This is a genomic window from Rhizobium sp. NFR03 (genome assembly GCF_900111275.1).
Lineage (GTDB): Bacteria > Pseudomonadota > Alphaproteobacteria > Rhizobiales > Rhizobiaceae > Ferranicluibacter.
Genome location: NZ_FOGR01000002.1, coordinates 833,117 through 855,631, shown reverse-complemented (window position 1 = coordinate 855,631; position 22,515 = coordinate 833,117). Strand labels below are relative to the sequence as shown.

General features: G+C 63.8%; 22 protein-coding genes. 10 read left to right on the top strand and 12 right to left on the bottom strand.

All coding sequences use genetic code 11. The annotated features are described in order from the left end of the window. Window positions 1–111: 111 nt before the first annotated feature. Window positions 112–276 carry a hypothetical protein gene (locus BSG19_RS26015; RefSeq protein ID WP_170865900.1) on the top strand — a complete coding sequence of 55 codons (165 nt, stop codon included), beginning with the start codon at window positions 112–114 and terminating at the stop codon, window positions 274–276. A 27-nt stretch (window positions 277–303) separates the two neighbouring features. Here the strand turns inward: BSG19_RS26015 and ubiA are convergent, their stop codons facing one another. Both ubiA and BSG19_RS09290 read right to left on the bottom strand, forming a co-directional pair. Further along, window positions 304–1,263, bottom strand: coding sequence for a 4-hydroxybenzoate octaprenyltransferase (gene ubiA / locus BSG19_RS09295; RefSeq protein WP_092986980.1), 960 nt, complete (start codon window positions 1,261–1,263; stop codon window positions 304–306). Between the two features lie 86 nt (window positions 1,264–1,349). Continuing rightward, window positions 1,350–1,778 carry a CopD family protein gene (locus tag BSG19_RS09290; RefSeq protein ID WP_170865899.1) on the bottom strand — a complete coding sequence of 143 codons (429 nt, stop codon included), beginning with the start codon at window positions 1,776–1,778 and terminating at the stop codon, window positions 1,350–1,352. A 266-nt stretch (window positions 1,779–2,044) separates the two neighbouring features. Here BSG19_RS09290 and BSG19_RS09285 point away from each other — a divergent pair, with 266 nt between their 5' ends. From BSG19_RS09285 to BSG19_RS09270, 4 genes are all read left to right on the top strand, one after another. Next, a complete protein-coding gene (locus tag BSG19_RS09285; protein WP_092986976.1) occupies window positions 2,045–3,088 on the top strand; it encodes a polyamine ABC transporter substrate-binding protein in 1,044 nt (347 codons plus the stop codon). After that, on the top strand, window positions 3,085–5,481 hold the full coding sequence (locus BSG19_RS09280) for a putative bifunctional diguanylate cyclase/phosphodiesterase (protein ID WP_092986974.1): 2,397 nt from the start codon (window positions 3,085–3,087) through the stop codon (window positions 5,479–5,481). The genes BSG19_RS09285 and BSG19_RS09280 overlap by 4 nt, the downstream gene beginning before the upstream one ends. A gap of 144 nt (window positions 5,482–5,625) precedes the next feature. Continuing rightward, window positions 5,626–6,894 (top strand): phosphoribosylamine--glycine ligase, encoded by a 1,269-nt coding sequence (purD, locus tag BSG19_RS09275; protein ID WP_092986972.1) that lies wholly within the window; start codon window positions 5,626–5,628, stop codon window positions 6,892–6,894. A gap of 150 nt (window positions 6,895–7,044) precedes the next feature. Continuing rightward, window positions 7,045–7,626 carry a plant virulence effector HPE1-like domain-containing protein gene (locus BSG19_RS09270; protein ID WP_092986970.1) on the top strand — a complete coding sequence of 194 codons (582 nt, stop codon included), beginning with the start codon at window positions 7,045–7,047 and terminating at the stop codon, window positions 7,624–7,626. A 124-nt stretch (window positions 7,627–7,750) separates the two neighbouring features. Here the strand turns inward: BSG19_RS09270 and BSG19_RS09265 are convergent, their stop codons facing one another. From BSG19_RS09265 to BSG19_RS09245, 5 genes are all read right to left on the bottom strand, one after another. Further along, window positions 7,751–8,254 (bottom strand): 2-thiouracil desulfurase family protein, encoded by a 504-nt coding sequence (locus BSG19_RS09265; protein WP_092986968.1) that lies wholly within the window; start codon window positions 8,252–8,254, stop codon window positions 7,751–7,753. A gap of 8 nt (window positions 8,255–8,262) precedes the next feature. Further along, window positions 8,263–10,443, bottom strand: a complete 2,181-nt coding sequence (gene glyS, locus BSG19_RS09260) for a glycine--tRNA ligase subunit beta (RefSeq protein WP_092986967.1) — start codon at window positions 10,441–10,443, stop codon at window positions 8,263–8,265. Window positions 10,444–10,546: 103 nt separating this feature from the next. Continuing rightward, window positions 10,547–12,496, bottom strand: a complete 1,950-nt coding sequence (locus BSG19_RS09255; protein ID WP_092987401.1) for a DUF2207 domain-containing protein — start codon at window positions 12,494–12,496, stop codon at window positions 10,547–10,549. Window positions 12,497–12,572: 76 nt separating this feature from the next. Further along, window positions 12,573–13,877 carry a 3-phosphoshikimate 1-carboxyvinyltransferase gene (gene aroA, locus BSG19_RS09250; RefSeq protein ID WP_092986965.1) on the bottom strand — a complete coding sequence of 435 codons (1,305 nt, stop codon included), beginning with the start codon at window positions 13,875–13,877 and terminating at the stop codon, window positions 12,573–12,575. 75 nt (window positions 13,878–13,952) lie between these two features. Further along, window positions 13,953–14,510, bottom strand: a complete 558-nt coding sequence (locus BSG19_RS09245) for a LemA family protein (RefSeq protein WP_092986963.1) — start codon at window positions 14,508–14,510, stop codon at window positions 13,953–13,955. 513 nt (window positions 14,511–15,023) lie between these two features. Here BSG19_RS09245 and BSG19_RS26010 point away from each other — a divergent pair. Further along, window positions 15,024–15,179 carry a hypothetical protein gene (locus tag BSG19_RS26010; protein WP_170865898.1) on the top strand — a complete coding sequence of 52 codons (156 nt, stop codon included), beginning with the start codon at window positions 15,024–15,026 and terminating at the stop codon, window positions 15,177–15,179. Window positions 15,180–15,183: 4 nt separating this feature from the next. Here BSG19_RS26010 and BSG19_RS09235 read toward each other — a convergent pair whose 3' ends face one another. Beyond that, the gene (locus BSG19_RS09235) at window positions 15,184–16,155 is read right to left on the bottom strand and encodes a glycine--tRNA ligase subunit alpha (RefSeq protein ID WP_092987399.1); all 972 of its coding nucleotides are present in this window, start codon (window positions 16,153–16,155) and stop codon (window positions 15,184–15,186) included. A 119-nt stretch (window positions 16,156–16,274) separates the two neighbouring features. Between BSG19_RS09235 and BSG19_RS09230 the strand changes: the two genes are divergently transcribed. Together BSG19_RS09230 and BSG19_RS09225 are read left to right on the top strand one after the other, a co-directional pair. After that, the gene (locus BSG19_RS09230) at window positions 16,275–16,553 is read left to right on the top strand and encodes a ribbon-helix-helix domain-containing protein (RefSeq protein WP_092986959.1); all 279 of its coding nucleotides are present in this window, start codon (window positions 16,275–16,277) and stop codon (window positions 16,551–16,553) included. A gap of 1 nt (window position 16,554) precedes the next feature. Next, window positions 16,555–16,872, top strand: coding sequence for a type II toxin-antitoxin system RelE/ParE family toxin (locus tag BSG19_RS09225; RefSeq protein WP_092986957.1), 318 nt, complete (start codon window positions 16,555–16,557; stop codon window positions 16,870–16,872). A 167-nt stretch (window positions 16,873–17,039) separates the two neighbouring features. Here BSG19_RS09225 and BSG19_RS09220 read toward each other — a convergent pair whose 3' ends face one another. The 4 genes from BSG19_RS09220 to BSG19_RS09205 form a co-directional block, all read right to left on the bottom strand. After that, the gene (locus BSG19_RS09220; protein ID WP_092932453.1) at window positions 17,040–17,225 is read right to left on the bottom strand and encodes a hypothetical protein; all 186 of its coding nucleotides are present in this window, start codon (window positions 17,223–17,225) and stop codon (window positions 17,040–17,042) included. 97 nt (window positions 17,226–17,322) lie between these two features. Beyond that, entirely contained in the window at window positions 17,323–18,189 is an 867-nt protein-coding gene (locus BSG19_RS09215; RefSeq protein ID WP_170865897.1) for a S49 family peptidase, read from the bottom strand. Between the two features lie 88 nt (window positions 18,190–18,277). After that, window positions 18,278–19,081 carry a tRNA1(Val) (adenine(37)-N6)-methyltransferase gene (locus tag BSG19_RS09210; RefSeq protein WP_092986953.1) on the bottom strand — a complete coding sequence of 268 codons (804 nt, stop codon included), beginning with the start codon at window positions 19,079–19,081 and terminating at the stop codon, window positions 18,278–18,280. 15 nt (window positions 19,082–19,096) lie between these two features. Further along, window positions 19,097–19,321: a putative signal transducing protein gene (locus BSG19_RS09205; RefSeq protein WP_092932451.1), complete on the bottom strand. Its 225-nt coding sequence runs from the start codon at window positions 19,319–19,321 to the stop codon at window positions 19,097–19,099. A gap of 109 nt (window positions 19,322–19,430) precedes the next feature. On the opposite strand from BSG19_RS09205, the gene BSG19_RS09200 reads away from it, so the two are divergent. Together BSG19_RS09200 and BSG19_RS09195 are read left to right on the top strand one after the other, a co-directional pair. Next, window positions 19,431–20,447 (top strand): polyprenyl synthetase family protein, encoded by a 1,017-nt coding sequence (locus BSG19_RS09200; RefSeq protein ID WP_092986951.1) that lies wholly within the window; start codon window positions 19,431–19,433, stop codon window positions 20,445–20,447. 225 nt (window positions 20,448–20,672) lie between these two features. Continuing rightward, a complete protein-coding gene (locus BSG19_RS09195; protein ID WP_092986949.1) occupies window positions 20,673–22,511 on the top strand; it encodes a tetratricopeptide repeat protein in 1,839 nt (612 codons plus the stop codon). The last annotated feature ends 4 nt before the right edge of the window (window positions 22,512–22,515 follow it).

The following is a 22,515-nucleotide window of genomic DNA, read 5'->3' as shown; positions in this document are numbered from 1 at the left end:
CCTGCGGCCGGCTTTTTGTTTGTCGAGACATCTCGTTTCGCGAGGCGTGAAAAAGGAACAATCAAGCCGCCGTTCCTGTTGCCTGTTTGCAGAGACAACAAGGACGATGCCATGACGCCCGACAAAGTGACCACGACAGACGATGCCTCCACGGCGCCGAAGACCGATGCCGAGCGCGAAAAATTGCTGAAGGACGCGGACCAGAACCGGGTGGATAGCGACGATGGCGAGGACGAGGTCGTGCCGGACCCTGCAAACGACTGGCCAGCCGCCTGAACGGGGGTCTCCCGGCGAACGAGATCGCTACATCAGTCGCACGAGAAAGGCCGCCGCCAGTCCTGCAAACACGATGAGGCCGACCATGCCGTTGAAGCGGAAAAGGGTCAGGCATTGTCCCGCATCGTGAATGTCGAGGACGAGGATCTGGTAGAAGAGCATGACGGCGGCAGCGCCAAGCGCGACATAGGCGAGCGCACCCGCGCCCGCGAGCGCGAAAGACAGAACCAGCAGGAACACGGCAAGGCCGTAGAGCGCGACCAGCCAGGGCCTGGGGCGCTCTCCGAAGCGGCGCGCGGTCGAGCGGACGCCGACGAGCTCGTCGTCTTCCCGGTCCTGATAGGCATAGATGGTGTCGTAGCCGACCGTCCATGCGATGGCGGCGAGGTAGAGCACGACCGGCGCGGCCGAGAGGCTGCCGAACTCCGCCGCCCACCCCATGACCGCACCCCATGAGAAGGCCATGCCGAGGAAGAACTGCGGCCAGTCGGTAAAACGTTTGGCGAAGGGATAGATGGCGACGAAGCCGAGCGACAGGATGCCCAGCACGATCGAGAAGAGATTGAACTGCAGCAGCACCACGAGGCCGACCAAAGCCTGCAAACCCATGAAGAGCTTCGCATTGCGGCGCGAGACCCGGCCGGACGGCAGGGGTCGCGAGCGCGTGCGGGCCACGGCCATGTCGATCTTCTCGTCGACAATATCATTATAGGTGCAGCCGGCGCCACGCATCGCAATCGACCCGATGAGAAACAGCGCCAGATGCAGAACGAGGCGGCTGACCGAAGCCGCGCCCTCCAGGGCCGCCGCATTGGACGCCAGCGCTGCTGACCAGAAGCAGGGCCACATCAGCAGCTGCCAGCCGATCGGCCGGTCCCAACGGGCAAGCTGCGCATAAGGCCAGAGCGGCCGCGGCAGGATGCGGTAGACCCAGTTGGTCGAAGGCGCATCGAAGACGCGCCCGCTATCGGAAGGCAGTGTGTTCATGCCATCCTGTTTGCCGTCTCGTTCCTACCCGGTCAAGCCGGCTTGATGGGCCGGACGGGACAATCAAGCCGGCTTGAACGAAGCGTTCAAAACGGCTTGACGATGACCAGCAGCACGATGACCAGCATGGTCACGAGCACGATGGCACCTGCGTGGCGGGCAAAGGCAGGCGGTAGGCGATCAGGATCGGCGGCGGCGCGGCGTAGCGCGCCCGAAAGCATGCCGTGGAGCGCCGAGAGAAGGATGACCAGAAGCAGCTTTGCATGCAGCCACGGTGCGCTGAACCATGCGCCCTGCCACGCCGCGACGATGCCGAACAGCCAGGTCAGGCCCATGGCAGGCGAGGTCACGCTACCGTCCCAGCGCTTGACGGCGGCGATGACCGCGGTCTCGCGGTCGGTGCGCGGACACTGCGTCCGCGCCAGCCAGAGATGGATCGCCGACAGGAGAACCATGCCGCCCATCCAGGCGACCATGGTGGCGACGTGGAGGGATTTGATCAGAAGGTAATTCACGACGATGTCTCCTATGGCGCCACCTTCCCAGCGAATCGGTGGGCCGGCACTGTGCGATGTGTCGATATCGTGCATTGGCCGTTGCCGCCAACATCGGATATCGGAAACACCGTGCCTTGGGATGGACCGCTTTCGCAAGGTCTTTTCGTAAGGACCGCGGCACTCCTCTTCGTTTCTCGACGCCCTCAGGTTTACCGGTATAACGCCGTAAAGATTCCGCAAGTTTTACGGTTTATTCTGTCTCGCGACGATGGAAGGGAAGTCGGATGCAACAGGGACTTGCAGCGACGGCACTGTTGCTGGGACTTTTCAGCTGCACGACGCTGGCGCGGGCGGAAACACTGAACCTGCTGATCTGGGAAGCCTATATCGACCAGGCGATTCTGGACGACTGGACGGCCTCGACCGGCGTCGAGGTGCGACAGATCTATTTCGACAGCGGCGATGCCCGCGATGAGATCCTCGCCGATCCCGACAGCAATATCGACCTGACCGTTGTTGGCGAGAACGGCAGCGCCCTCTTCGGAAAGCGCGGCATTCTCGCGCCGCTGGGCGTAGACAGCGTGCCGTCGCTGAAGGATTACGCAGCCCATTGGACATCGCGTTGCGGCGGATATGGCGCGCCATACCTCTGGGGAACCATGGGCATCGTTTATCGTTCCGACAAGGTGACAACCACACCGACCTCATGGAAGGATCTCATGCAACCGGCACCTGCGCTGAAAAAGCACATCGCGATGTATGACGATCACAACGAGGCCTTTATCGCGCCGCTGGTTCTGCTCGGAAAATCGGTCAATGCCAATGACAGCGAGACACTGAAGCAGGCCTTCGAGCTGATGAAGGCGCAAGCGCCGTCCGTGCTGACCTATACCTACGTCATCACCTCCATCGACAATCCGGACTACGGGCGCGACATCCACATGGCGCTGGCCTATAGCGGCGATCAGAAGGTTCTGAACGAGAAGGCGGGCACGCCGGGCGTCTGGCGTTATGCCGTGCCGCAGGAAGGCACGCTCTCCTGGCTCGATTGCCTTGCGGTGACATCGGCCTCCCCGCGCAAGGCGCAGGCGATGAAGCTGCTCGACCATATCCTTTCGGCCAAAAGCGCCGCCAGGAACGCGCAGACGCTCGGCATGCCCACCGCCAGCACGGCAGCCCTCGCACTCATTCCCGAGGCAATGAAAAACGACCCCGCCATCTATACGCCGGAAGACATCCTGAACAGGAGCCAGTACCAGATGGAGCTTTCGGTTTCCTCGATCCAGACCCGACGACGGATCATCAGCGCGATGGCGAACTTCCAGTGACCCTCGGCAAGCGCGCGGTCTTCCTGATCTTTCCCATCGTGCTTGCCGGATATCTCCTGGCGGCGAGCCTCGTGTACCTTGTGGAAAGCAGGGCACTGCTGTCGCTCGAACGGGCGCGAATCTTCCAGCAGCTCGACCATGCCGAGGCGCTGTTCCGCGCAGACGCCAACCAGAGCCGCAGCTTCCTTTACTCCCTGCTGGAGGGTAACGCGGTCCGGCTCTTTATATCCGAGCCGGATGCCAGCTACCGCAACAATGCGCTGTCACTGCGCATTCAGGAGTCCATTCGCTCGCAGTCGGACGACATGCGGGCCTATATCTCGGTCTCGATTCTCCAGCCGGACCTCTCGCTCGGCTATTATTTCGAGAACAGCAGCGACCCCTTCGCCGAAGCCAGTCCGGCGCAGATGAAGCTGGCGCAAGCGCTCTTCGAAGGCGAAATCCTGCGAAACTGGACGTACCTGCATGAGGGCACGAGCAGGCCTCTCATCGTCTATTCCGAATTCATAGACCCCACGACCTTCAGCCGGGCGCTGCCGAGCAACAAGAACCGGGCGCTGCTGGTTCAAGTGGCTATCGAGCCCAATCAATTTCTGGCGATGCTTCAGTCGCTGGAAACCGAATATGGCACGGAACCCGTTTTTACAGCCGAAGCGCCGGCCATGGCGTTGCCGGGCGAACTGTCGGCCTCCGTCCCGCTCATTCCGAAACTGCACCTGACGCTGCGCGTTCCCGAGGCCTATGCGTCGGACGCCATGTGGCAGCTGACACTGGTGCTGGGCGCGGGCACGGTGGGCATGAGCGTCGTTTCCATCGGCCTCATGATCACGCTCATCCGCCGTTTCATCACCGATCCCATCGCCGCCCTCGACCAGCAGGTGACCGCCGTCATGGACGAGCGGACCGAGCATATCGTCGAGGCTGGCGGCGACGGCGAAATCGGGCGGTTGACGGGGAATATCAAGAAGTTGCACGACCAGTCGTCGAGCGCGCTCCGCCGTGTGCAGGAAGCGTCGTGGACCGACGCGCTGACGGGCATGCTCAACCGGAGCCGGTTCAACGTGCTGGCCGGGCGGATCGTGCAGGATGCCGTCGCCGGGCGCGGCAGCGCCGCTCTTCTCTTCATCGATATCGACCACTTCAAGTTCGTGAACGACAAGCATGGGCACGAGGTCGGCGACGAACTGCTGCGCGTTTTCGCCACGCGGGTTCGTGATGCCGTGGCGCCCATCATGCAGCAGCGCGCATTGCCGAAGCCCATCCTTGCACGCCTGTCGGGCGACGAGTTCGCCGTGCTCGTCCAGGCGGAGCCGGGCACCGGCGCGATCCGGGAGGCCTGCGACGCCATCCTCGCATTGTTTACGCAAGGGTTCGAGGTTCAGGGGAAGATCTATCCCGTGACGGCCAGCATCGGTGTCGCGATCTGCCCACAAGACGCGGAAAGCGTTGCAGCGCTGATTTCCAATGCCGACGCGGCAATGTATCAGGCCAAAACCAGCGGCAAGAACCGGTCATCCCGTTTCTCGCGCGAGCTGCAGGACAAGCGAGACCGGGTTCGCCAGATCCAGGAAGAGCTGCGCGTGCTCGATCCCGACGAGCAGTTCCACCTCGTCTACATGCCGATCGTCGATCAGGCCGGCAGCGTCACCGGCTGCGAAGCGCTTCTGCGCTGGACATCGCCGACGCTCGGCCGGGTGACGCCGGACGAGTTCGTGCCGATCGCGGAAAGCTCCGGCCAGTTCACCAAGATCGACTGGTGGGTCGTTTCGCGTGCCATGGGCGACTACGGCAAGATCCGCGACATGTTCGGGTCGCAGGCGGTGCTGGCCATCAACATCTCCTCCGCCGAGCTGCATTCCCGCAGCATCGGCGATCATTTCACGCGGGAAGCCGCCCGCCACGGCATCGCGCCGGGCCGGATCGAGATCGAGCTGACCGAGACCTATGCCGTGAAACTCGGCGACCAGCTGCATCGCAATATCGAGGCGCTGCGCAGCCGTGGTTTCCGCATCTCCATCGACGACTTCGGCGCGGGCTATACCTCCGTGCAGCAGATCATCGAATATACCGCCGACACGATCAAGCTCGACCGGGCCATCGTGGAAACCATGGCGACGCCGGATCTCTCGCCCGCCCTGACAGCGCTGATCGCGCTCTGCCATGCGCGCGGCATGGTGGTCATCGGCGAGGGCATCGACAGCGACCGGAAGGTTGAATTCCTCACCCGCGCCGGCTGCGACTTCTTTCAGGGCTACCTCATCTCCAGGCCGCTGGCGCTCGACGAACTCGGCATCTGGGCGCTGCACCGGCTGGGTGAGACGGCAGCGGCCCCGCAGGAAGAACATTCCGCGATGATCGGCCCGCGCAAGCGGGGAACGCGACGGCTGTTGTAAAGGCGGCAGCATTCCTGCCGTACATTCCCTGCCGACAAGCCGAACCGGCACGGTATAACAGGCGTTTTTCCTTGACCCGGAAGGAGTGCAGCCTTAACCGCAACAGAACGGTTGCTTCCCTAGTTGCTTCAAGGACGAGACACGATGAAGGTATTGCTGATCGGTTCAGGCGGGCGTGAACATGCCCTGGCTTGGAAGCTTGCCCAGTCGCCGCGCCTCACCCAGCTTTTCGCCGCACCCGGGAATCCCGGCATTGCGGATGTCGCCACGCTGATCGAGATCGACGTCGAGAACCATGAGGCCGTGCTGTCCTTCTGCCTCAGCGCCGGCATCGAATTCGTGGTCGTCGGCCCCGAGGCGCCGCTGGTCGCGGGTCTTGCCGATATGCTGCGCGCGGAAAACATCCTCGTTTTCGGCCCTTCGCAGGCGGCAGCTCAGCTCGAGGGCTCCAAGGGTTTCACCAAGGATATCTGCGCCCGCTACGACATTCCGACCGGCGCCTATCGCCGCTTCACCGAAGCCGGCCCTGCCATGGCCTATATCCACGAACAGGGCGCACCGATCGTCATCAAGGCGGACGGGCTTGCGGCCGGCAAGGGCGTGACGGTGGCCATGACGGTCGAGGAAGCCGTGGCTGCCGTGCAGGACTGCTTCTCCGGCGCCTTCGGTGCAGCGGGTGCCGAAGTCGTGGTCGAGGCCTTTCTCGATGGCGAGGAAGCGAGCTTCTTCTGCCTCTGCGACGGCAAAACAGCGCTGCCGCTCGGCTCCGCGCAGGATCACAAGCGTGTCGGCGAAGGCGATACCGGCCCGAACACCGGCGGCATGGGCGCCTACTCCCCCGCCCCCGTGATGAGCGCCGAGATGGTGGAGCGCACGATGCGCGAGATCATCGAGCCGACGCTCGCCGGCATGGCCGAGAGCGGGCACCCCTTCGAAGGCGTGCTCTTTGCCGGCCTGATGATCACCGAAAAGGGACCGGAACTGATCGAATACAATGTGCGCTTCGGCGATCCCGAGTGCCAGGTGCTGATGATGCGGCTGAAGAGCGACCTGCTTCCGCTGCTCCTGGCATCCGCGACCGGCGAGCTGGCCGGCCTTGAGGCCGAATGGCGCGACGAGACGGCGCTGAGCGTGGTGATGGCCTCCAAGGGCTATCCCGCCGCCTATGACAAGAGCACGCCGATCGCCGCGCTTCCGCCGGAAGATGCCACGATGAAGGTGTTTCATGCCGGCACCGCGCTGAAGAACGGCGCGTTGGTGGCAACCGGCGGGCGCGTTCTGAACGTCACCGCCATCGGTGAAACGGTGGAAGCCGCCCGCGATGCCGCCTATGCCGCCGTCGATAAGGTTTCCTGGGAGAACGGCTTCTGCCGGCGCGACATCGGATGGCGTGCGATCGGCCGTAACGCCTGATCGAGGGCGTGCCGTTGCTGACCGGCGATGGCTCTTTTGGCGTAACCCCGAACGCACTTTTCATGCGGTTCATTCAAACTTTACCAGTTCTCCTGACGGGACCGTAACGGTGGCGGGATAGTGTGCCCCCAAACGTCAAGGGAGACTACTATGCGCGGATTCCTGCTGGCCGGCATCGCCTTGGCCATCCCGGCCCTGATCCCTCTTCCAGCCTCTGCCGCCTCGCTGGAATATGTCCGCACGCCGCCGGCCGCGACGCCAAGCGTGACGATGCTGACGTGCGCGGCTTGCCCGGCACTCAAGCCGGATGTGCGCGCAGTGACCTATGTCGTGCCCGATATCGCGCCCGGCACGGACCGGATCGAGGTCAGGGACATCCATGGTGAAATGAAGCTCGTACGGGCGGAAGCCTGGCTCGGTGGCTCCCCGGTGACGTTCATCAGCAAGGCGTCCGACGAGGACATCCGGATCGCACTCGGTCAGCCGGCAACGCCTCCCCTCGTCCTGCAGGCGACGGCGGACGGTGAAGCCGGGGGTGGTGCCTCGGCGGAAACCAGCATGAACGTGGCGGTGGATGCGGCGATGACGACAGCCGCCCTCAGCGCGGCAACAGCCGTCTCCATTGCATCGGCTTCGGTGACCTCTTCACCGGTCGCCGATCCGGCTCCCGTCGCGAACGAATCGCCTTCACACGATTTTGATGGGCAAACCCTTCAGCTTCGGCTAAACTGATCGCGACTTCCAGTCCCTGCCCTCTCCGGCCTCCAGGCCTGACGGGCAAGTGCCTTACCTAAAGGCGGAAAATTGCGTCCCTGAGAGAAGCAGGGGCGCAATTTTTTTGTGCGGGTCATGCGCGTTATATCGGGCGCCCGTCGATCTCCGCAGCCAGCGCCTCGATCTCATGATCGGCGAAGACGCGAATGCCGTGGCGGCGGAGAATGGCTGCCGCAACGCCCTCACCGTCCTGCTTGCGTCCGGAAAAGCCCCCATCATAAATCCTGCGGGAGCCGCAGGATGGACTGCCATCGATCAGCAGCGCATGCGTGCAGCCGGTTTCCAGCGCGAGCCTCAGCGCATTTTCCGCTGCCTGCCGGAAACCATCCGTCACATCGCCGCCCGTCGCCTCGATGACGCGGGCCCTGCCCGACAGCACGTCGGCGCCGCTGCGCCCTTCGGCGATCTCGGCGGGCGGACGCGGCACAGGCATCCCGGCGGACATTTCCGGACAGATCGTCACGAGCCGTCCCTCCGCCTGCCAGCGATCGAGGCAGGCATGGTGCAAGGGCTTCGCTTTGCCGTCATAGCGGACGGCATGGCCCATGAGGCAGGCGCTGACGAGAATTTTGCCCGCAGCGCCCATGTCTGCGCTCATCCGGCGATGCGCGAGAAGTCGGCGACCGTGCCGGTGGCGGCGCGGATGCGGCCGAGCAGCGCAAGACGATTTGCCCGGATCGCCGGGTTTTCGTCATTGACGAGGACATCGGCGAAGAAGTGGTCGATGGGGGCGCGGAGCGTCGAGAGCGCTTCCATCGCGGACCGGAAGTCCTCGCGCGCCACGGCTTCCGCCGCTTCCGACGTCGCGGTGCTGACAGCGGCGTAAAGCTCGCCTTCCGCCGGCAGGGCAAACAGAGCAGGGTCCACCATATCGGTGATGACGGCACCCTTCTTCTCTTCCGCCGCCAGAAGCTGCGTCGCGCGCTTGGTGCCGGCGAGCAGATTCAGCCCCTCCTCCGACGTAATGAACGCGGTCAGCGCCTCGACACGCCGGGCGACCATCAGGAGGTCGTCGGCATCGGGTGTCAGAACAGCTTCAATCAGGTCATGGCGCGCGCCGAGATCGCGCAGATAGACCTTCAGGCGGTCGTGGAAGAAGGAGAGGAGATCGGATGCCTGCTCTTCACGAAAGGTGCGGGATTCACCCGACTTGATATCTGCGACGACACGCGGGCCGTGCGTCGTGAAGACCGAGATCAGCGCTGTACGGATCTTCCGTTCAAGAAGCATCCGGTTGACACCCAGAGCCGCGCGACGCAGCGCAAACGGATCCTTCGAACCCGTCGGCTTCTCATCGATGGCCCAGAAGCCGATAAGCGTATCCAGCTTGTCGGCGAGCGCCACGGTCAGCGAAACAGGGTCGGTCGGCACGACATCGGTCGGGCCTTGCGGCTTGCGATGCTCGGCAATGGCGGTCGCCACGGCCTCCGGCTCGCCCTGCAACAGCGCGTATTTGCGGCCCATGATGCCCTGAAGCTCGGGGAACTCGCCGACGGCTTCGGTGCGCAGGTCGGCTTTGGAGAGCACGACGGCGCGATCCACCAGCTGGAGGTCGGCGCCGGTAACGGCGCAGAGATCGGCAGCGAGTGCGCGGATACGCTGCACGCGCTCGCCCTCGGTGCCGAGCTTGGCGTGGAACGTGACGTTCAGCGCATCGAGCTTCGCCATCCGCTGGTCGAGCGGCTTTGCGAGAGCGAGGTCGAATTTTTCGGCCGATGCGCGCAATGTTTCGAGATCCGGCAGGTCGCTCTGGTCGCGGGTCCAGAAATGGCGGGCGTCGGACAGACGGGCGCGGACGACTTTGCCGTTGCCGTGCACGATCTCCTTGCCGCCATCCTTTGCCTCGATGTTGGAGACGAGGATGAAGTGGTTGGAAAGGGTCTCCTCCCCCGGGCGGCGGGTGACGAAGCACTTCTGGTTGGTCTTGATGGTGAGGCGAATGATTTCGGAGGGAATCGAGAGGTCGCCCTCGTCGAAGGTGCCCATGAGAACGACCGGCCATTCGACAAGGCCTGCGACCTCCTCGAGCAGGGCCGCGTCCTCGACCAGCTCCAGTCCGCTGGCAAAGGCGAGATTGCCGGCATCGGCGGCGATGATCTCCTTGCGCCGTTCGGCGTCCAGCACGACCTTCGCCTTTTCGAGCTTCTCGATATAGTCGGCAAAGCGGCGGACCGTGATCGGGTCCGGTGCGTGGAAGCGATGGCCATAGGTGACGTTGCCGGCGACCAGACCATCCACCTCGAAGGCGATGACCTGTGTTTCCTCGTTTTCAGGGCCGAAGGTGCAGACGATGGATTGCAGCGGCCGCACCCAGCGCAACGCGCCGGGACGGGTGGAGGCGACGCCCGAGCGCATGGAGCGCGGCCATGGGAAATTGCGGATGATACCGGGCATCACATCGGCGACGATCTCCTCGGCGGCGCGGCCGGGCTTTACCAGATGTGCGACGTAGAAATCGCCCTTCTTCGGATCGGAATGGACATGCGCGTCGCTGATGGAGGCAAGGCCCGCCGCGCGCAGAAAGCCTTCGATGGCCTTTTCGTTCGCGTCGGTGCGCGGGCCCTTTTTTTCCTCGCGCACATCGGCGGAGCGGGCGGTGACGCCGCGAATGTCGAGCGTAAGGCGGCGCGGCGTCCAGTATTCGCGGGCGCCCTCATAGGTCAGGCCCGCCTCGACCATCGCGTCCGTCAACAGCTTCTTGAGGTCGCCGGCAGCCTTGCGCTGCATGCCGGCAGGGATTTCCTCGGAGCGGAGTTCAAGCAGAAGATCGGGCATGGCACTCAGACTTTTCGGTAAAGCGAACGGATGCCCGTCGCCTTAGCAATCCCGGCCGGAAAAGTCACCATGGCTGGCGCGCTTTGACAGCCTTGTTTAGCAGCTACCAGCCACCGCCGCCGCCCCCGCCGCCGCCGCCGCCCGAAAAGCCGCCGCCGGAGGAAAAGCCCGAACTGGAACTCTTGGGCGGTGGCGGGAGGGACGACTGCATGGCGCCGGCCATGGAGCCGGCAAAGCCACCCATGCGGTCGCCGAACCCGCCATATCCGCCGGTACCGGAATACCATGCGGGGGTGTAGGCGGCAGCTCCCGCTGCGGCTGTGGCGAGCCATGTGTCGAAGGTCTTCGACCAGGGCTTTTCCACACCCAGCGCCACGGCGTAAGGCAGCAGTGTTTCATAATGCTTCGGTGACATGGTGGGAGCACCCGCCATGTTCATCCGCTCCTGCTCGGCGAGCGTCAGATACTGCCGCAGGCCTGCGATATGCGCCGACATCTTCGCGCCGACGGGGGTGGGCGCGCCCATGAGAAAGAGGAAAACGAGGTTGACGAGCACGATGCCGCCAATGCCGGCGAGCAGCGGCAGCTGATGCGTTTCCACGGCCTCGAAAGCGATGGAGGCGATGAGGCCGCCGAAGACGGTGACCCCGACGAAACCGAAGACGGCCAGAGCGACGATACCCGCTATGCGGCCTGCAAGGCCTGATCTGCGGCGAATGGACCGGCCGAAGACGGCGATGAAGATGGCGACGAACACGGCGATGACGACGGGCACGATGACGATGGCCGCACCGGCTTCATCGAGCGTTCCCAGCACGAGGATCGCCAGGATGAAGGCGATGGACAGCGCTATGCCGGCGATGATGGAGCCGATATTGGCCTTGTAGTATTTACCGCGGTGCTCGCTTTCCATCGCCTTGCGAAAGGCTTCGCCCGCCTTCTGGACGGCGGGGCCGTTGTCGCGGTCGATGACCAGCCGGCCATCGGCATCCTCGACAGCGCGCATCAGCGCGGCTTCGCCGATGGGCAGCTTGCCCGTGGCCAGCTTGTCGGTTTTGGGCTTCTTGCCGGTGGCGGCGATGACGAGCGCGTTTTGCAGGTCTTCCAGCACGACGCGGCCGGTGACGGCGAGGTTCAGCGCTGCGGCCGATATCGCGGTCCATCCGCCATCGGCAAAGCCGCGATTGTCGATATAGTTGACGAGCGCGGGCGAGGCGTTTTCCGGCGGGTCCCATCGCGGCACGACGACGCCGCCATCCGGATCGCGCCCGGCGCGCCGCCAGATCCAGCCGTAATAGACCGCGACGACGAGGAGCCCGACGCCGGCGAGGATGGCGGCCATGTTCTCCTGCCACCAGACCGCCCGCATCTGCGCCTCGCTCGGCGGCGCGATCACGCCTTTCTTCAGGCTCATGACGATGGTCAGACCTTCCTGGGGCCCGAGCGGTCGCGTTGTGCGGAACGTCGCGCCGTTGCCGGCGGGAGAGCCGCGCGCAAACTTCTCCTCGGAGCCATAGGCGCCGGTGAAGACATTCAGCGCCTGCGGCCGCGCGCCGCCCGGCAGGAGCACGGTTGCGCTCGCCACGTCGATGGGGAAGGCCCAGCCGGTTCCCGTGACGCCCCAGTACAGCTCGTCATGATCCTCGAAGAAGCGGATCTGGCGATCGGTCGTGTAGGTGAACGCGAAAGTGTGGACGCCTTCCGACAGAAACACATCCTTGTCACCGGTATAGATGCGAATGCCGCCATCAATGTTTTCGGTGCGCGACGGCTCCGGTTCGCCATCGCGCTCGACGGAGACCAGATTGAAGCCGACACGGTGCGTCCGTCCGTCATTATCGGTGAAGGTCAGCGGAAAATCACGATAGATGCCGCGCTTGATCAGGTCGCCCTCGGCCACCGCGCGGATCGTCTCGGTCACGGTCAGCGTGCCGTCCTCGGCAACCTCGATCTGAGAATCGTAGGAGAGAATGCGCTCTTCGGCTTTCGCGAGACCGGCGGTCAGGCCCGCCAGGAGAAAGAGGGTCATGAGAACCGCGATCAGCCGCGACATGCGCGATGCTCCTTCCATCTGCGCCGTTCTTGCCAGCGAGCCCTGCCAGTTCGTGATCCCCGAGCGCTTCATCGGATCAAGCCGACCGCACGGTCATATCGACGCCGAGCGAGGCGAGCGCGTCCCAGTAATCCGGATAGGTCTTGCCGACGCAATCGGGATCGAGAATGGCGATGCCCCCGATCTTCAGGCCGGCAAGCGCGAAGCTCATGGCGATCCGGTGATCGGCGAAGGTGTCGATCTCGGCCGGCAGGGTCTGCCCGGCAAGTCCGGGATCCGATGCAACCAGCAGATCGTCGCCCTCCTCGGCGGCAAGCCCGGCGCGGATGTTCGTCAGGCCGAGCGAGAGCGCGCGAACACGGTCGCATTCCTTGACGCGCAGGTTGGCGATGCCGGTGAAGCGCACGGGCGTTTCGTTGAAGGCGGCGAGCACGGCGAGCGTCGGCACCGCGTCCTGCATCTGCGACCCGTCGATGACGGCGGGGAGATGCGGAAACTGCGCGATGACGTCGTGGGCGCGGGCATCCGGCTGCGAGAATTCCGCCGTGGGGACGCCGAGATCGATGCGGCCGCCCGTCAGCTTTTCCATCGCCCAGAGATAGGTGGCGGCAGAGGCGTCGGGCTCGATGCGGACGTCGGCTGCGGTGTAGCCCGTTGGCCAGACGTGCCAGACGGAGGACGAGACCTGCTCGACGCGCGCCCCGAAGGCGCGCATGGCCGAGAGCGTCAGGTCGATATAGCCGCGCGCGCCGATCTCGTCGCCGGCCAGCGCGATTTCGAGCGGCTCGCTGCTTTCGATGTCGCCCGGCACGGCACCGGCAGCGGCCATCAGCAGTGCCGACACATATTGGCTGGAGAGGCCGGCATCGATCTCGACGCGGCGTCCCGGAATGCGGCCCGTACCGGTGACGGTGACGGGCGGGCAGCCGGTATCGGCAGACAGTTCGACGCCGAGCGCGCGCAGCGCCTCGACCAGAGGCGCGATGGGCCGCTTGCGCATGTGCTGGTCGCCATCGACGACCACGGTGCCATCGACCAGCGCCGCGGCGGCCGTGAGGAAGCGGGTGGCGGTGCCGGCATTGCCGAGGAAGAGCGGTGCTGACGGCGCCAGCAGACGGCCCGTGCCGGTGACGACGAAGGTGGTCGGATCGGGTTCGCGCACCTCGACGCCCATCGCGCGGAGCGCTTCGGCCATGTAGCGCGTATCGTCGCTGCGCAGCGCGCCGGTCAACCGGCTGGTGCCCCGGGCAAGACCCGCGAGAAGCAGGGCCCGGTTGGTGATCGATTTCGAGCCGGGCGGGCTGACGGCACCGCTGAGCGGATGCGCCGGCGGCGTGATCGTCACGGATTTTTGGATCGGGCTTTTATGGGCATTGCTCATGCGAATGTCTCTTGTGATCTTTGCGCGCCGTGCCTGATGGGGACGGTCCCGGGGCGACGCCTCCGGTGCGCAGGCTCAGAACTTGATCGTCGGGACCGCGCGGTCGGCCTCGCTGGTGATCTCGAAATACGGCGCCTTGGAAAAACCGAGCGGACCGGCGACGAGGTTTGACGGAAAACTCTCGACCTTCACGTTCAGGTCGCGTGCTGCGCCGTTATAGTAGCGGCGCGACATCTGGATTTCGTCTTCCGTGCCCTCTATCGAGGCCTGCAACTCGGAGAAATTCTGGTTGGCCTTGAGGTCGGGATAGGCTTCCGCCAGTGCGAACAGCTTGCCAAGCGCCTGACCGAGCATGCCTTCCGCCTGCGCGCGCCCGGCAACATCGCCAGCCGGCACGGCTTGCGCGCGGTTGCGCAGGTTGACGATCTCCTCCAGCGTGCCGCGCTCGTGCGCCGCATAGCCCTTGACGGTTTCCAACAGGTTGGGGATCAGGTCGGCGCGGCGCTTCAGCTGCACGTCGATACCCGACCAGGCCTCTTCCTTCACGTTCCGCGCCTTGACCAGCCCGTTATAGACCAGGACGAGATAGCCGGCGACGACGGCCAGAATGACGAGACCTGCAATCATTTTCATCTCTCCCCAGATGCCGCGCATCGAATGCACGCGACGAAATACACAGAACATGCCGGCCCATGCCCGACAGACAGGCCGAACGGGACATATGCCCCGTCAGCCGTCGCCAGCCCCGCGAGCTGCCCGCATCTCCATAGCGCGCTTTTACCCCGCTGCCCACTGCCTTGCAGGCCCGGACGAGGCTCTTGACGGGTCCTTTCACCGGAAATGACTCATGATTTGTCGGGATTGGCGTCAGCCTCGATCCGGCTTAACCTGCCATAGTGGATTTCACGATGACGACGCGCCTGCACATCGGCGGCGGACGTCACCTTCCATTCCATGGACGATGCGGAACACCCTGATCGAGGGAGCCGCTCATCCGGCAAAAGACCGACGTTGCAGCGTGCTTGCGCTGCCGGGTGTCATGGATGCGGCGCGGTTGCGATGCATCGGCACTGTCCTGTCGGCAATGACGGCGTGACAAACCTCATTCGGAAGCGAATGCTTCCTCAAGACAAGGAGACCGTGATTATGACGCTTCTCGCTATCATCGCCCTGTCCGCCGTGATGCTCACCGGCATCAGCCATCTCATCGCACTGCGCGGCGAACGCAATCGCTTCACGCCGCGCATGCTCGACAGCGCGCCGCTCAACATCCACCGCCCCATCCGTTCCTGGCAGGACTGAACGTTCAGGCAGCGGCTGACGCAGCCACGAGGTTGACGCCGCCGGCATCCGTCATCAGGAAGGCTTCGCCGCAGGCCTTGGCCAGCGTACGCACCCGCAGGATATAGCTCTGCCGCTCCGTTACCGAGATGACGCCGCGGGCGTCGAGCAGATTGAAGACGTGGCTCGCCTTGATGCACTGGTCGTAGGCCGGAAAAACGCATTTGTGCAGCGCGACGTTGGCGCCATCACCCGGCGCACCGGCCTTCAGCAGAGCCTGGCATTCGGCTTCCGCATCGATGAAATGCTGGTGCAGCATCGTGGTGTTGGCATATTCGAAATTGTGCCGTGAATATTCCTGTTCGGCTTGCAGGAAGACATCGCCATAGCTGATCTTTTCAACACCTTCGCGACCGTTGAAGTTGAGATCGTAGACATTGTCCACGCCCTGAACATACATGGCCAGCCGCTCAAGGCCGTAGGTGAGCTCGCCGGACACGGGCGAACATTCGATGCCGCAGACCTGCTGGAAGTACGTGAACTGCGAGACCTCCATGCCGTCGCACCAGCACTCCCAGCCGAGGCCCCAAGCGCCAAGGGTCGGGCTTTCCCAGTCGTCCTCGACAAAGCGGATGTCATGCAGCAGCGGATCGAGACCGATGGCGGCGAGCGAGCCGAGATAGAGCTCCTGCAGGTTCGACGGGTTCGGCTTCAGGATGACCTGATACTGGTAGTAATGCTGCAACCGGTTCGGGTTTTCGCCATAACGGCCGTCCGTCGGGCGGCGCGAGGGCTGCACATAGGCAGCCCGCCAGGGCTTCGGCCCCAGCGCCCGCAGCGTGGTCGCCGGATGGAACGTGCCTGCTCCCACTTCCATGTCGTAGGGTTGCAGCACGGCGCACCCCTTGTCGGCCCAGTAGGCGTGCAAGGTCAGGATCAGAGCCTGGAACGAGCGCTTCGGGTTCATGTGGTCGGGCAGGTCAGGCAAATCGGTCATGGCAGACATCGCAGTTCAATCACCGGTGACGTATTATGGAGACCGGACGAGTGCCACGGGCGGCGACAGGGGTCAATCTTTAAGCTATCATGGCCGCGGGATTTGCGATGGAGACACCGATGAATGTGAAGACGACCATCAGCCTGCCGGACCATGTTCTGCACTATGCCGAGCGGCTGGTGGAGGAAGGCCGTTACACCTCGCTCGACAGCGTGGTGGCAGCAGGCATCGAGGACATGATGCGCAACCACGAGAGCAAAACGGACGACCCGCTGACCGGAATGGCCGACGAACTGCGCCGGCGGATGGCGCTGCCGCGGGACCAGTGGGTTGCCTGGGATGGTGACGCCATGATCGAACGAATAACGAGAAAGAGCGCCGAAGACCGCGGACGCTAGAATGCGGTACAAAATCACGCGCCATCCGGCGTTCGAGGCGGATCTTCGAGAAATCCATCGCCTCATCCAAGACTATGCGGGCCCTGACGTCGCCAACCGCAAGATCATCGAGATTGTGCGTTTCATCGAACAGCTTTGCGACTTTCCGAAGATCGGCAGCGTTCGCAACGACGTCATGAGAGGCCTTCGCGCAATCCCTGCAACCGACAAGGCAACCGTCTGCTTCGTTGTGGATGATGATGCGATGGATATCCTCATTCTTGCCGTCGGCTACGCTGGCTCCGATTGGCAGGCGCGCATACAGCGCCGTGCGCTGTAGGGCTTCATACGAGCTGCGTCATATATGATGCACGGCGATATAGATTCCTGTTTTACCTCATTGTCCGATGCCGAAGCGAGCCGCTCCGGCTGGAAATGCTCTGTAGCGGGTGAGCGAAGGCTACATGCCTGCGGACAGCCTTCACAACACCATCAGGCTTGATTGCATCAATCCTGCTTGAGCCGGTATTCCCCGGTGGCCGGGTCCTTCACCAGCGTGCCTTGCGACCCTGTCTCCTGCTGCTTACGGACGCGTTCGCGCTGGCGGGCGAGGCGTTCGGCGTCGAGCACGAACTTGCGGTAGCCGAACCAGGCGATGGCGGCGACGATCAGGAGGAGGATGAGTTGCGGCATCTTGGGTTCCAGAGGGAGACGAGGTCCGAACGTGAGAAGAGGAAGAAACCGGGACCCCGCTTCGGCCGATCGGGGCGACGCGGGGATACGGCCCCTCTTACAGGCCGAACCGGCCCCATAATGCCTTTTCCTCTGCCGCTTCGGCAAGACCGGCGACGGCAGAAAGAGCGAGACCGCTTCCGATCCCCGTCGCAAGACCCACACCCGGCTGTCGGCGTCCGAGCAGGCCGCGCGACGCGCTGACGAGACGCAGTTCCGTCTTCTCGCCGTAACGTCGCTTGAGTTCGCCGCGCATGTCGCCAAGACCATCGACGAGGCCAAGGGCGCGGGCGCGTTCTCCGGTCCAGAACAGGCCGGAGAAGATCTCGGCGTCATCGGTCAGCAGATGCCCGCGGCGAGCCTTCACCATGCCGGTGAAGACGCCGTGGATTTCCTGCTGGAGGCTTTTCAGATAGGTGACGTCCTTTTCCTTCTCGGGCTGGAACGGATCGAGCATCACCTTGTTTTCGCCGGCTGTGTAGATACGGCGTTCGATGCCGACCTTTTCCAGCAGTTCGGTAAAGCCGAAGCCGCCGGAGACGACGCCGATGGAGCCGACGATCGAGGTGGGATCGGCGATGATTTCATCGCCGGCGAGAGCGATCATGTAGCCGCCGGACGCCGCGACATCTTCCACGAAGACGAGGACGCGCTTGTTTTTTTCCACGGCGAGGTCACGGATGCGCTGATAGATCAGCCGCGACTGGACGGGCGAGCCGCCCGGCGAGTTGATGGCGATGGCGATGGCCGGGGCCTCCTTGTCGGCGAAGGCGCGTTCGAGAAGGGGGGCGACAGCTGCAATATTCAGCATCGGCCGGAACGCGCTGCCGCCTGCCATGATGGCGCCATGCAGCCGGACGACGGGGATCGTCACGCCCTGCTTGCGAAAGCGCTTCGGCAGCAACCTCTTCATGAAACCGGCCAAGTCCGTCTCCTTTTCCTCGAAATATCTCTGCCGCATGTAGGAATTGCCCCTGCCGACGCAATGGCATGACCGTTGCATCACGGGAAATTCAGCGGCGGGCGTAGAAGGCGCGGCCATTGTTGAGGTCGTCGACTGCGGGCAGAAAGGCGTGGGCACCCTCCCCGTGCATGATCAGCGGCGCGCGGAGCGCAAGGCGCGCGCGGGACTGCTTGATGCCGGTCACGAGAATGCGAACCGCGTTTTCGCCGGCTCTGGGCAAAACCGGCGTGATTTCCAGCCCTCCGAAACGGCGACCGCAGGCGGCCACGATCTCGCCGATCGATTCCGGACGCGCGATGAGGGACATTTGGCCTCCGGGACGCAGGATCGCGCCGGCAGTGCGGATCCACGCCTCGAAAAGCCCGTCGTTCATGGCATGCGCCTCAGCCTTCAGGGGGTCTGGCGTCTTTCGGTCGGCGCCGTTGTTGAAGGGCGGGTTCATGACGACATGATCGAAGACGTCGCTCGGCAGGCCGGCGGCGATCCGGGCGCGGCCGGTCAGCGCGACATCTGCCTCCAGCACATCGAGGCGATCCGCAAATGCGGCGTTCTGGGCAAGAGCGATGCTACGGCGGGCGAACGTCGCCATTTCCGGCGCGCGCTCCACCAGCAGGACCTGTGCGGAGGGCACGCGGGCCGCCACCGCCATGCCGGCCGCGCCGGCGCCGGCGCCGAGATCGGCAACGCTCACCACCGCTCGGTCCGTGTCCGGGACCAGCGCGGCCAGCAGCATGGCATCCATACCGGCGCGATGGCCGCGACCGAGCGGCTGGACGAGGTGGAAGCGCCCGCGATGGAAGCTGTCGATGGTCTCGCCGGCTGAATCGAGGTCCATGGTCTTCTCAGGCGTCATGTCCGCGTCTGCCCGTCACTGGTCGCGCAGTTCCGCCGCGAGGCCGGCATCCGACAGGATGCGACGGGCCTCGTCGGCACGCTCGCCCTGCACCATCAGGCGGCGCGGCAGAAGGCCGAGCGAACCATCGAGAATGCTCATGCCCTGATCGGCAATAAAGCAGATGATGCCGGCGTCGCGCATCAGACTTTCGGCGAAAGAGAGCACGACGGCATCGTTGGTACGGATCAATTCTTTCATCTGTCTCGCTTTTTCCCCATTCGTCAGTGGCTTGGGACAAATCGCCACTTGCCGCGAAAGCCACCCCTTTCTATTCTCAGAGGAGTAGCTTGAACAGGAGTGCTTCGCCTTGGGCGTCGTGATACCGCTGGAAGACGGCAAGAACAAACAGGCCTCGGTGCAGCCGCTGGTCGATCTGACCAAAGCCGACATGGAGCGGGTGAACCAGCTGATCCTGGCAAAGGCCGGGTCGGATGTGGAAATGATTCCCGAGGTTGCCAACCATCTGATCTCCTCGGGCGGCAAGCGGCTTCGGCCCATGCTGACGCTCGCATCCGCCGCCATGTTCGACTTCAAGGGCGATGCGCATGTGAAGCTGGCGACCAGCGTCGAGTTCATGCACACGGCGACGCTGCTCCACGACGACGTGGTGGACGAGAGCGACCTCAGGCGCGGCAAGTCCACGGCGCGGATGATCTGGGGCAATCAGGCGAGCGTGCTCGTCGGCGACTTCCTGCTCGGCCAGGCCTTCCGGATGATGGTCGAGGTCGGCTCGCTCGATGCGCTCGACGTTCTCTCGACCGCCGCCTCCGTCATCGCCGAGGGCGAGGTGCTGCAGCTTTCGGTCGCCAAGAACATGGAAACGACGGAGGACGACTATCTCTCCGTCATCCGCGCGAAAACGGCCGCGCTCTTTGCGGCGGCGGCCGAAGTCGGACCTATCGTCGCAAAGACGGATCGCTCCGCCCGCAACGCGCTGAAATCCTACGGTATGAATCTCGGCCTCGCCTTCCAGCTGGTGGACGACGTTCTGGATTATGGCGGCAAGTCGGTCGATCTTGGGAAGAATGTCGGTGACGATTTCCGCGAGGGCAAGATCACCCTGCCGGTCATCCTGTCCTACCGCCGCGGAACGGCGGAGGAGCGCAGCTTCTGGAAGGACGCGATCGAGGGCGGCAATGCCACAGACGAGAATCTGGAACACGCCATGGGGCTCATCACGCGCTATGGCGGGCTGACCGACACGATCGCCCGCGCCAAGCACTACGGCATGATCGCGCGCGATGCGCTGGCGCCCCTGCCTGCTTCGCCGTGGAAGGACGCGCTGCTGGAGGTTATCGACTTCTGCATCGACCGGGTGAACTGACGCTGGCGCAGGATTGCCGGATCACGACAGAGCACCCAAGTTTTGTGGCGGCTTGCGCCAAAAAAGCCATTCTGTCTTGCCAAGCCTGCCTCAACCATGGGTGATCCTTTCGGCGAAAGGTGAAGTCAGCTGGACGCAATTCCGGTTCTGCGCGGTATGCGTTATCAATACAGAACTGATTCCGGTTAGGCGCTTGCGCGGCGCATCCGAAACGAAAGGCTTGTCATGCGGCAAAAACATATTCTTCGGATGCTCACCAGCGTGGCGTTTCTGACGCTTGCGGGCATCGTTTCCGGCCCGGCTTTCGCACAGGAAACCACGGCCCCGGCGGCAAAGGCAGAAGCCGAAACCGCCAAGCCGTTCGACGTGAACTCCGTGAATAGCTTTTCCGGCTCTTTCCTCGCGGCCCGCACCGCCGACGTGGATCACGATCTGGAGACCGCGACCAAGCTTTACCGCACGGCGCTGGAGTTCGAGCCCGACAATATCGACGTCAAGCAGCGGCTGATGATCACCTCGCTGATGAACGGCGACTTCGCCGAGGGCGTGAAGATCGCGACGCAATTGAAAGACGATGCGTCGGTCGAGCGGATCACCACGGTCGTGCGCGGCATCGATGCCATCCGTAAAAAGGAATTCCGCAACGCGGAAAAGATCCTGAAATATACCGGGCCGAACGATCTGGACCGGATGATGAACGGCCTGCTGCTGGCCTGGGCGAAAGCCGGTCAGGGCAAGCCCAAGGATGCCATCGCCATGATTCAGGAGATGAAGGGACCCGACTGGTTCGCCATCTTCAAGAACTACCAGCAGGGCGCCATCGCGCTTGCTGCCGGCGACAAGCAGACGGCCCGCACCAAATTCAACGAGGCGGTGACGGATCGTAACGGCGGCGGCGCGGCGCCCGACACCTTCATCCGCTCGGTGATCGCGCTCGCGCGGCTGGAAGCAACCGATGGCAACAAGCAGAAGGCGCTGGACACGATTTCGCTCGGGCAGAGCTTCGTCAACAACTATGCGCCGCTCGACGCCCTTCGCAAGAGCATCGAGGATGGCAAGCCGCAGGAGCAGCAGGTTCGCAACGCCAGCCAGGGTGCGGCCGCCGTGCTGTTCTCGGTCGGTGCCGCGCTCAACCGCGAGGGTGCTGAAGATATCGTCTCGCTCTATCTGCAGACGGCTCGCGCACTCGATCCCGATAGCGCCGACATTCTCGTCATGCTCGGTGGCATTGCCGAGACGCTGAAGAAGCCGGAACGCGCCATCGCGCTTTACCAACAGGTGCCGCAGGGCTCGCCGATGCGCCGCCTGTCGGAAATGCAGCTGGGACTGGCGCTTGCCGAAGTGGGCAAGGTGGATGAGGCGAAGAAACACCTGCGCGAACTGATCGACCTCGATCCCAAGGACATCCGCAGCTATGTCGCCTATGGCAGCGTGCTTTCGGACGCCAAGGATTACAAGGAGATGGCCGTAACCTACGACAAGGCCATCGAGATCCTGGGACCGATGCCCAAGCGCAGCGACTGGTCGATCTACTTTCAGCGCGGCATCGCCTATGAGCGCCTGAAGGAATGGGAGAAGGCCGAGCCGAGCTTCAAGAAGGCTCTGGAGCTGAACCCGGATCAGCCGCAGGTGCTGAACTATCTCGGCTATTCCTGGGTGGACAAGAACATGAACCTCGACGAGGGGCTGAACATGATCCGCCGCGCCGTCGATCTGAAGCCGGACGACGGCTACATCGTCGATTCGCTCGGCTGGGCCTATTTCCGCCTGGGGCAGTTCGACGAGGCCGTGGCCGAACTCGAACGCGCCGCCGAACTGATGGCCGGCGATCCCACGATCAACGACCATCTGGGCGACGCCTACTGGCGCGTCGGCCGCAAGCTGGAGGCGGTGTTCCAGTGGAACCAGACGCTGGAGCTGAAGCCCGAGGAAGAAGAGATCCCGAAGATCAAGGCGAAGATCGAAAACGGCCTGCCGCCGGTGGAAACGAAGGTTCCTGCCGCCGCCGAAGCCGAGGGCAAGCCGAAGCCGCCGGAAGTGGCTGTGCCCGGCAAGAAGTCCTGACGCC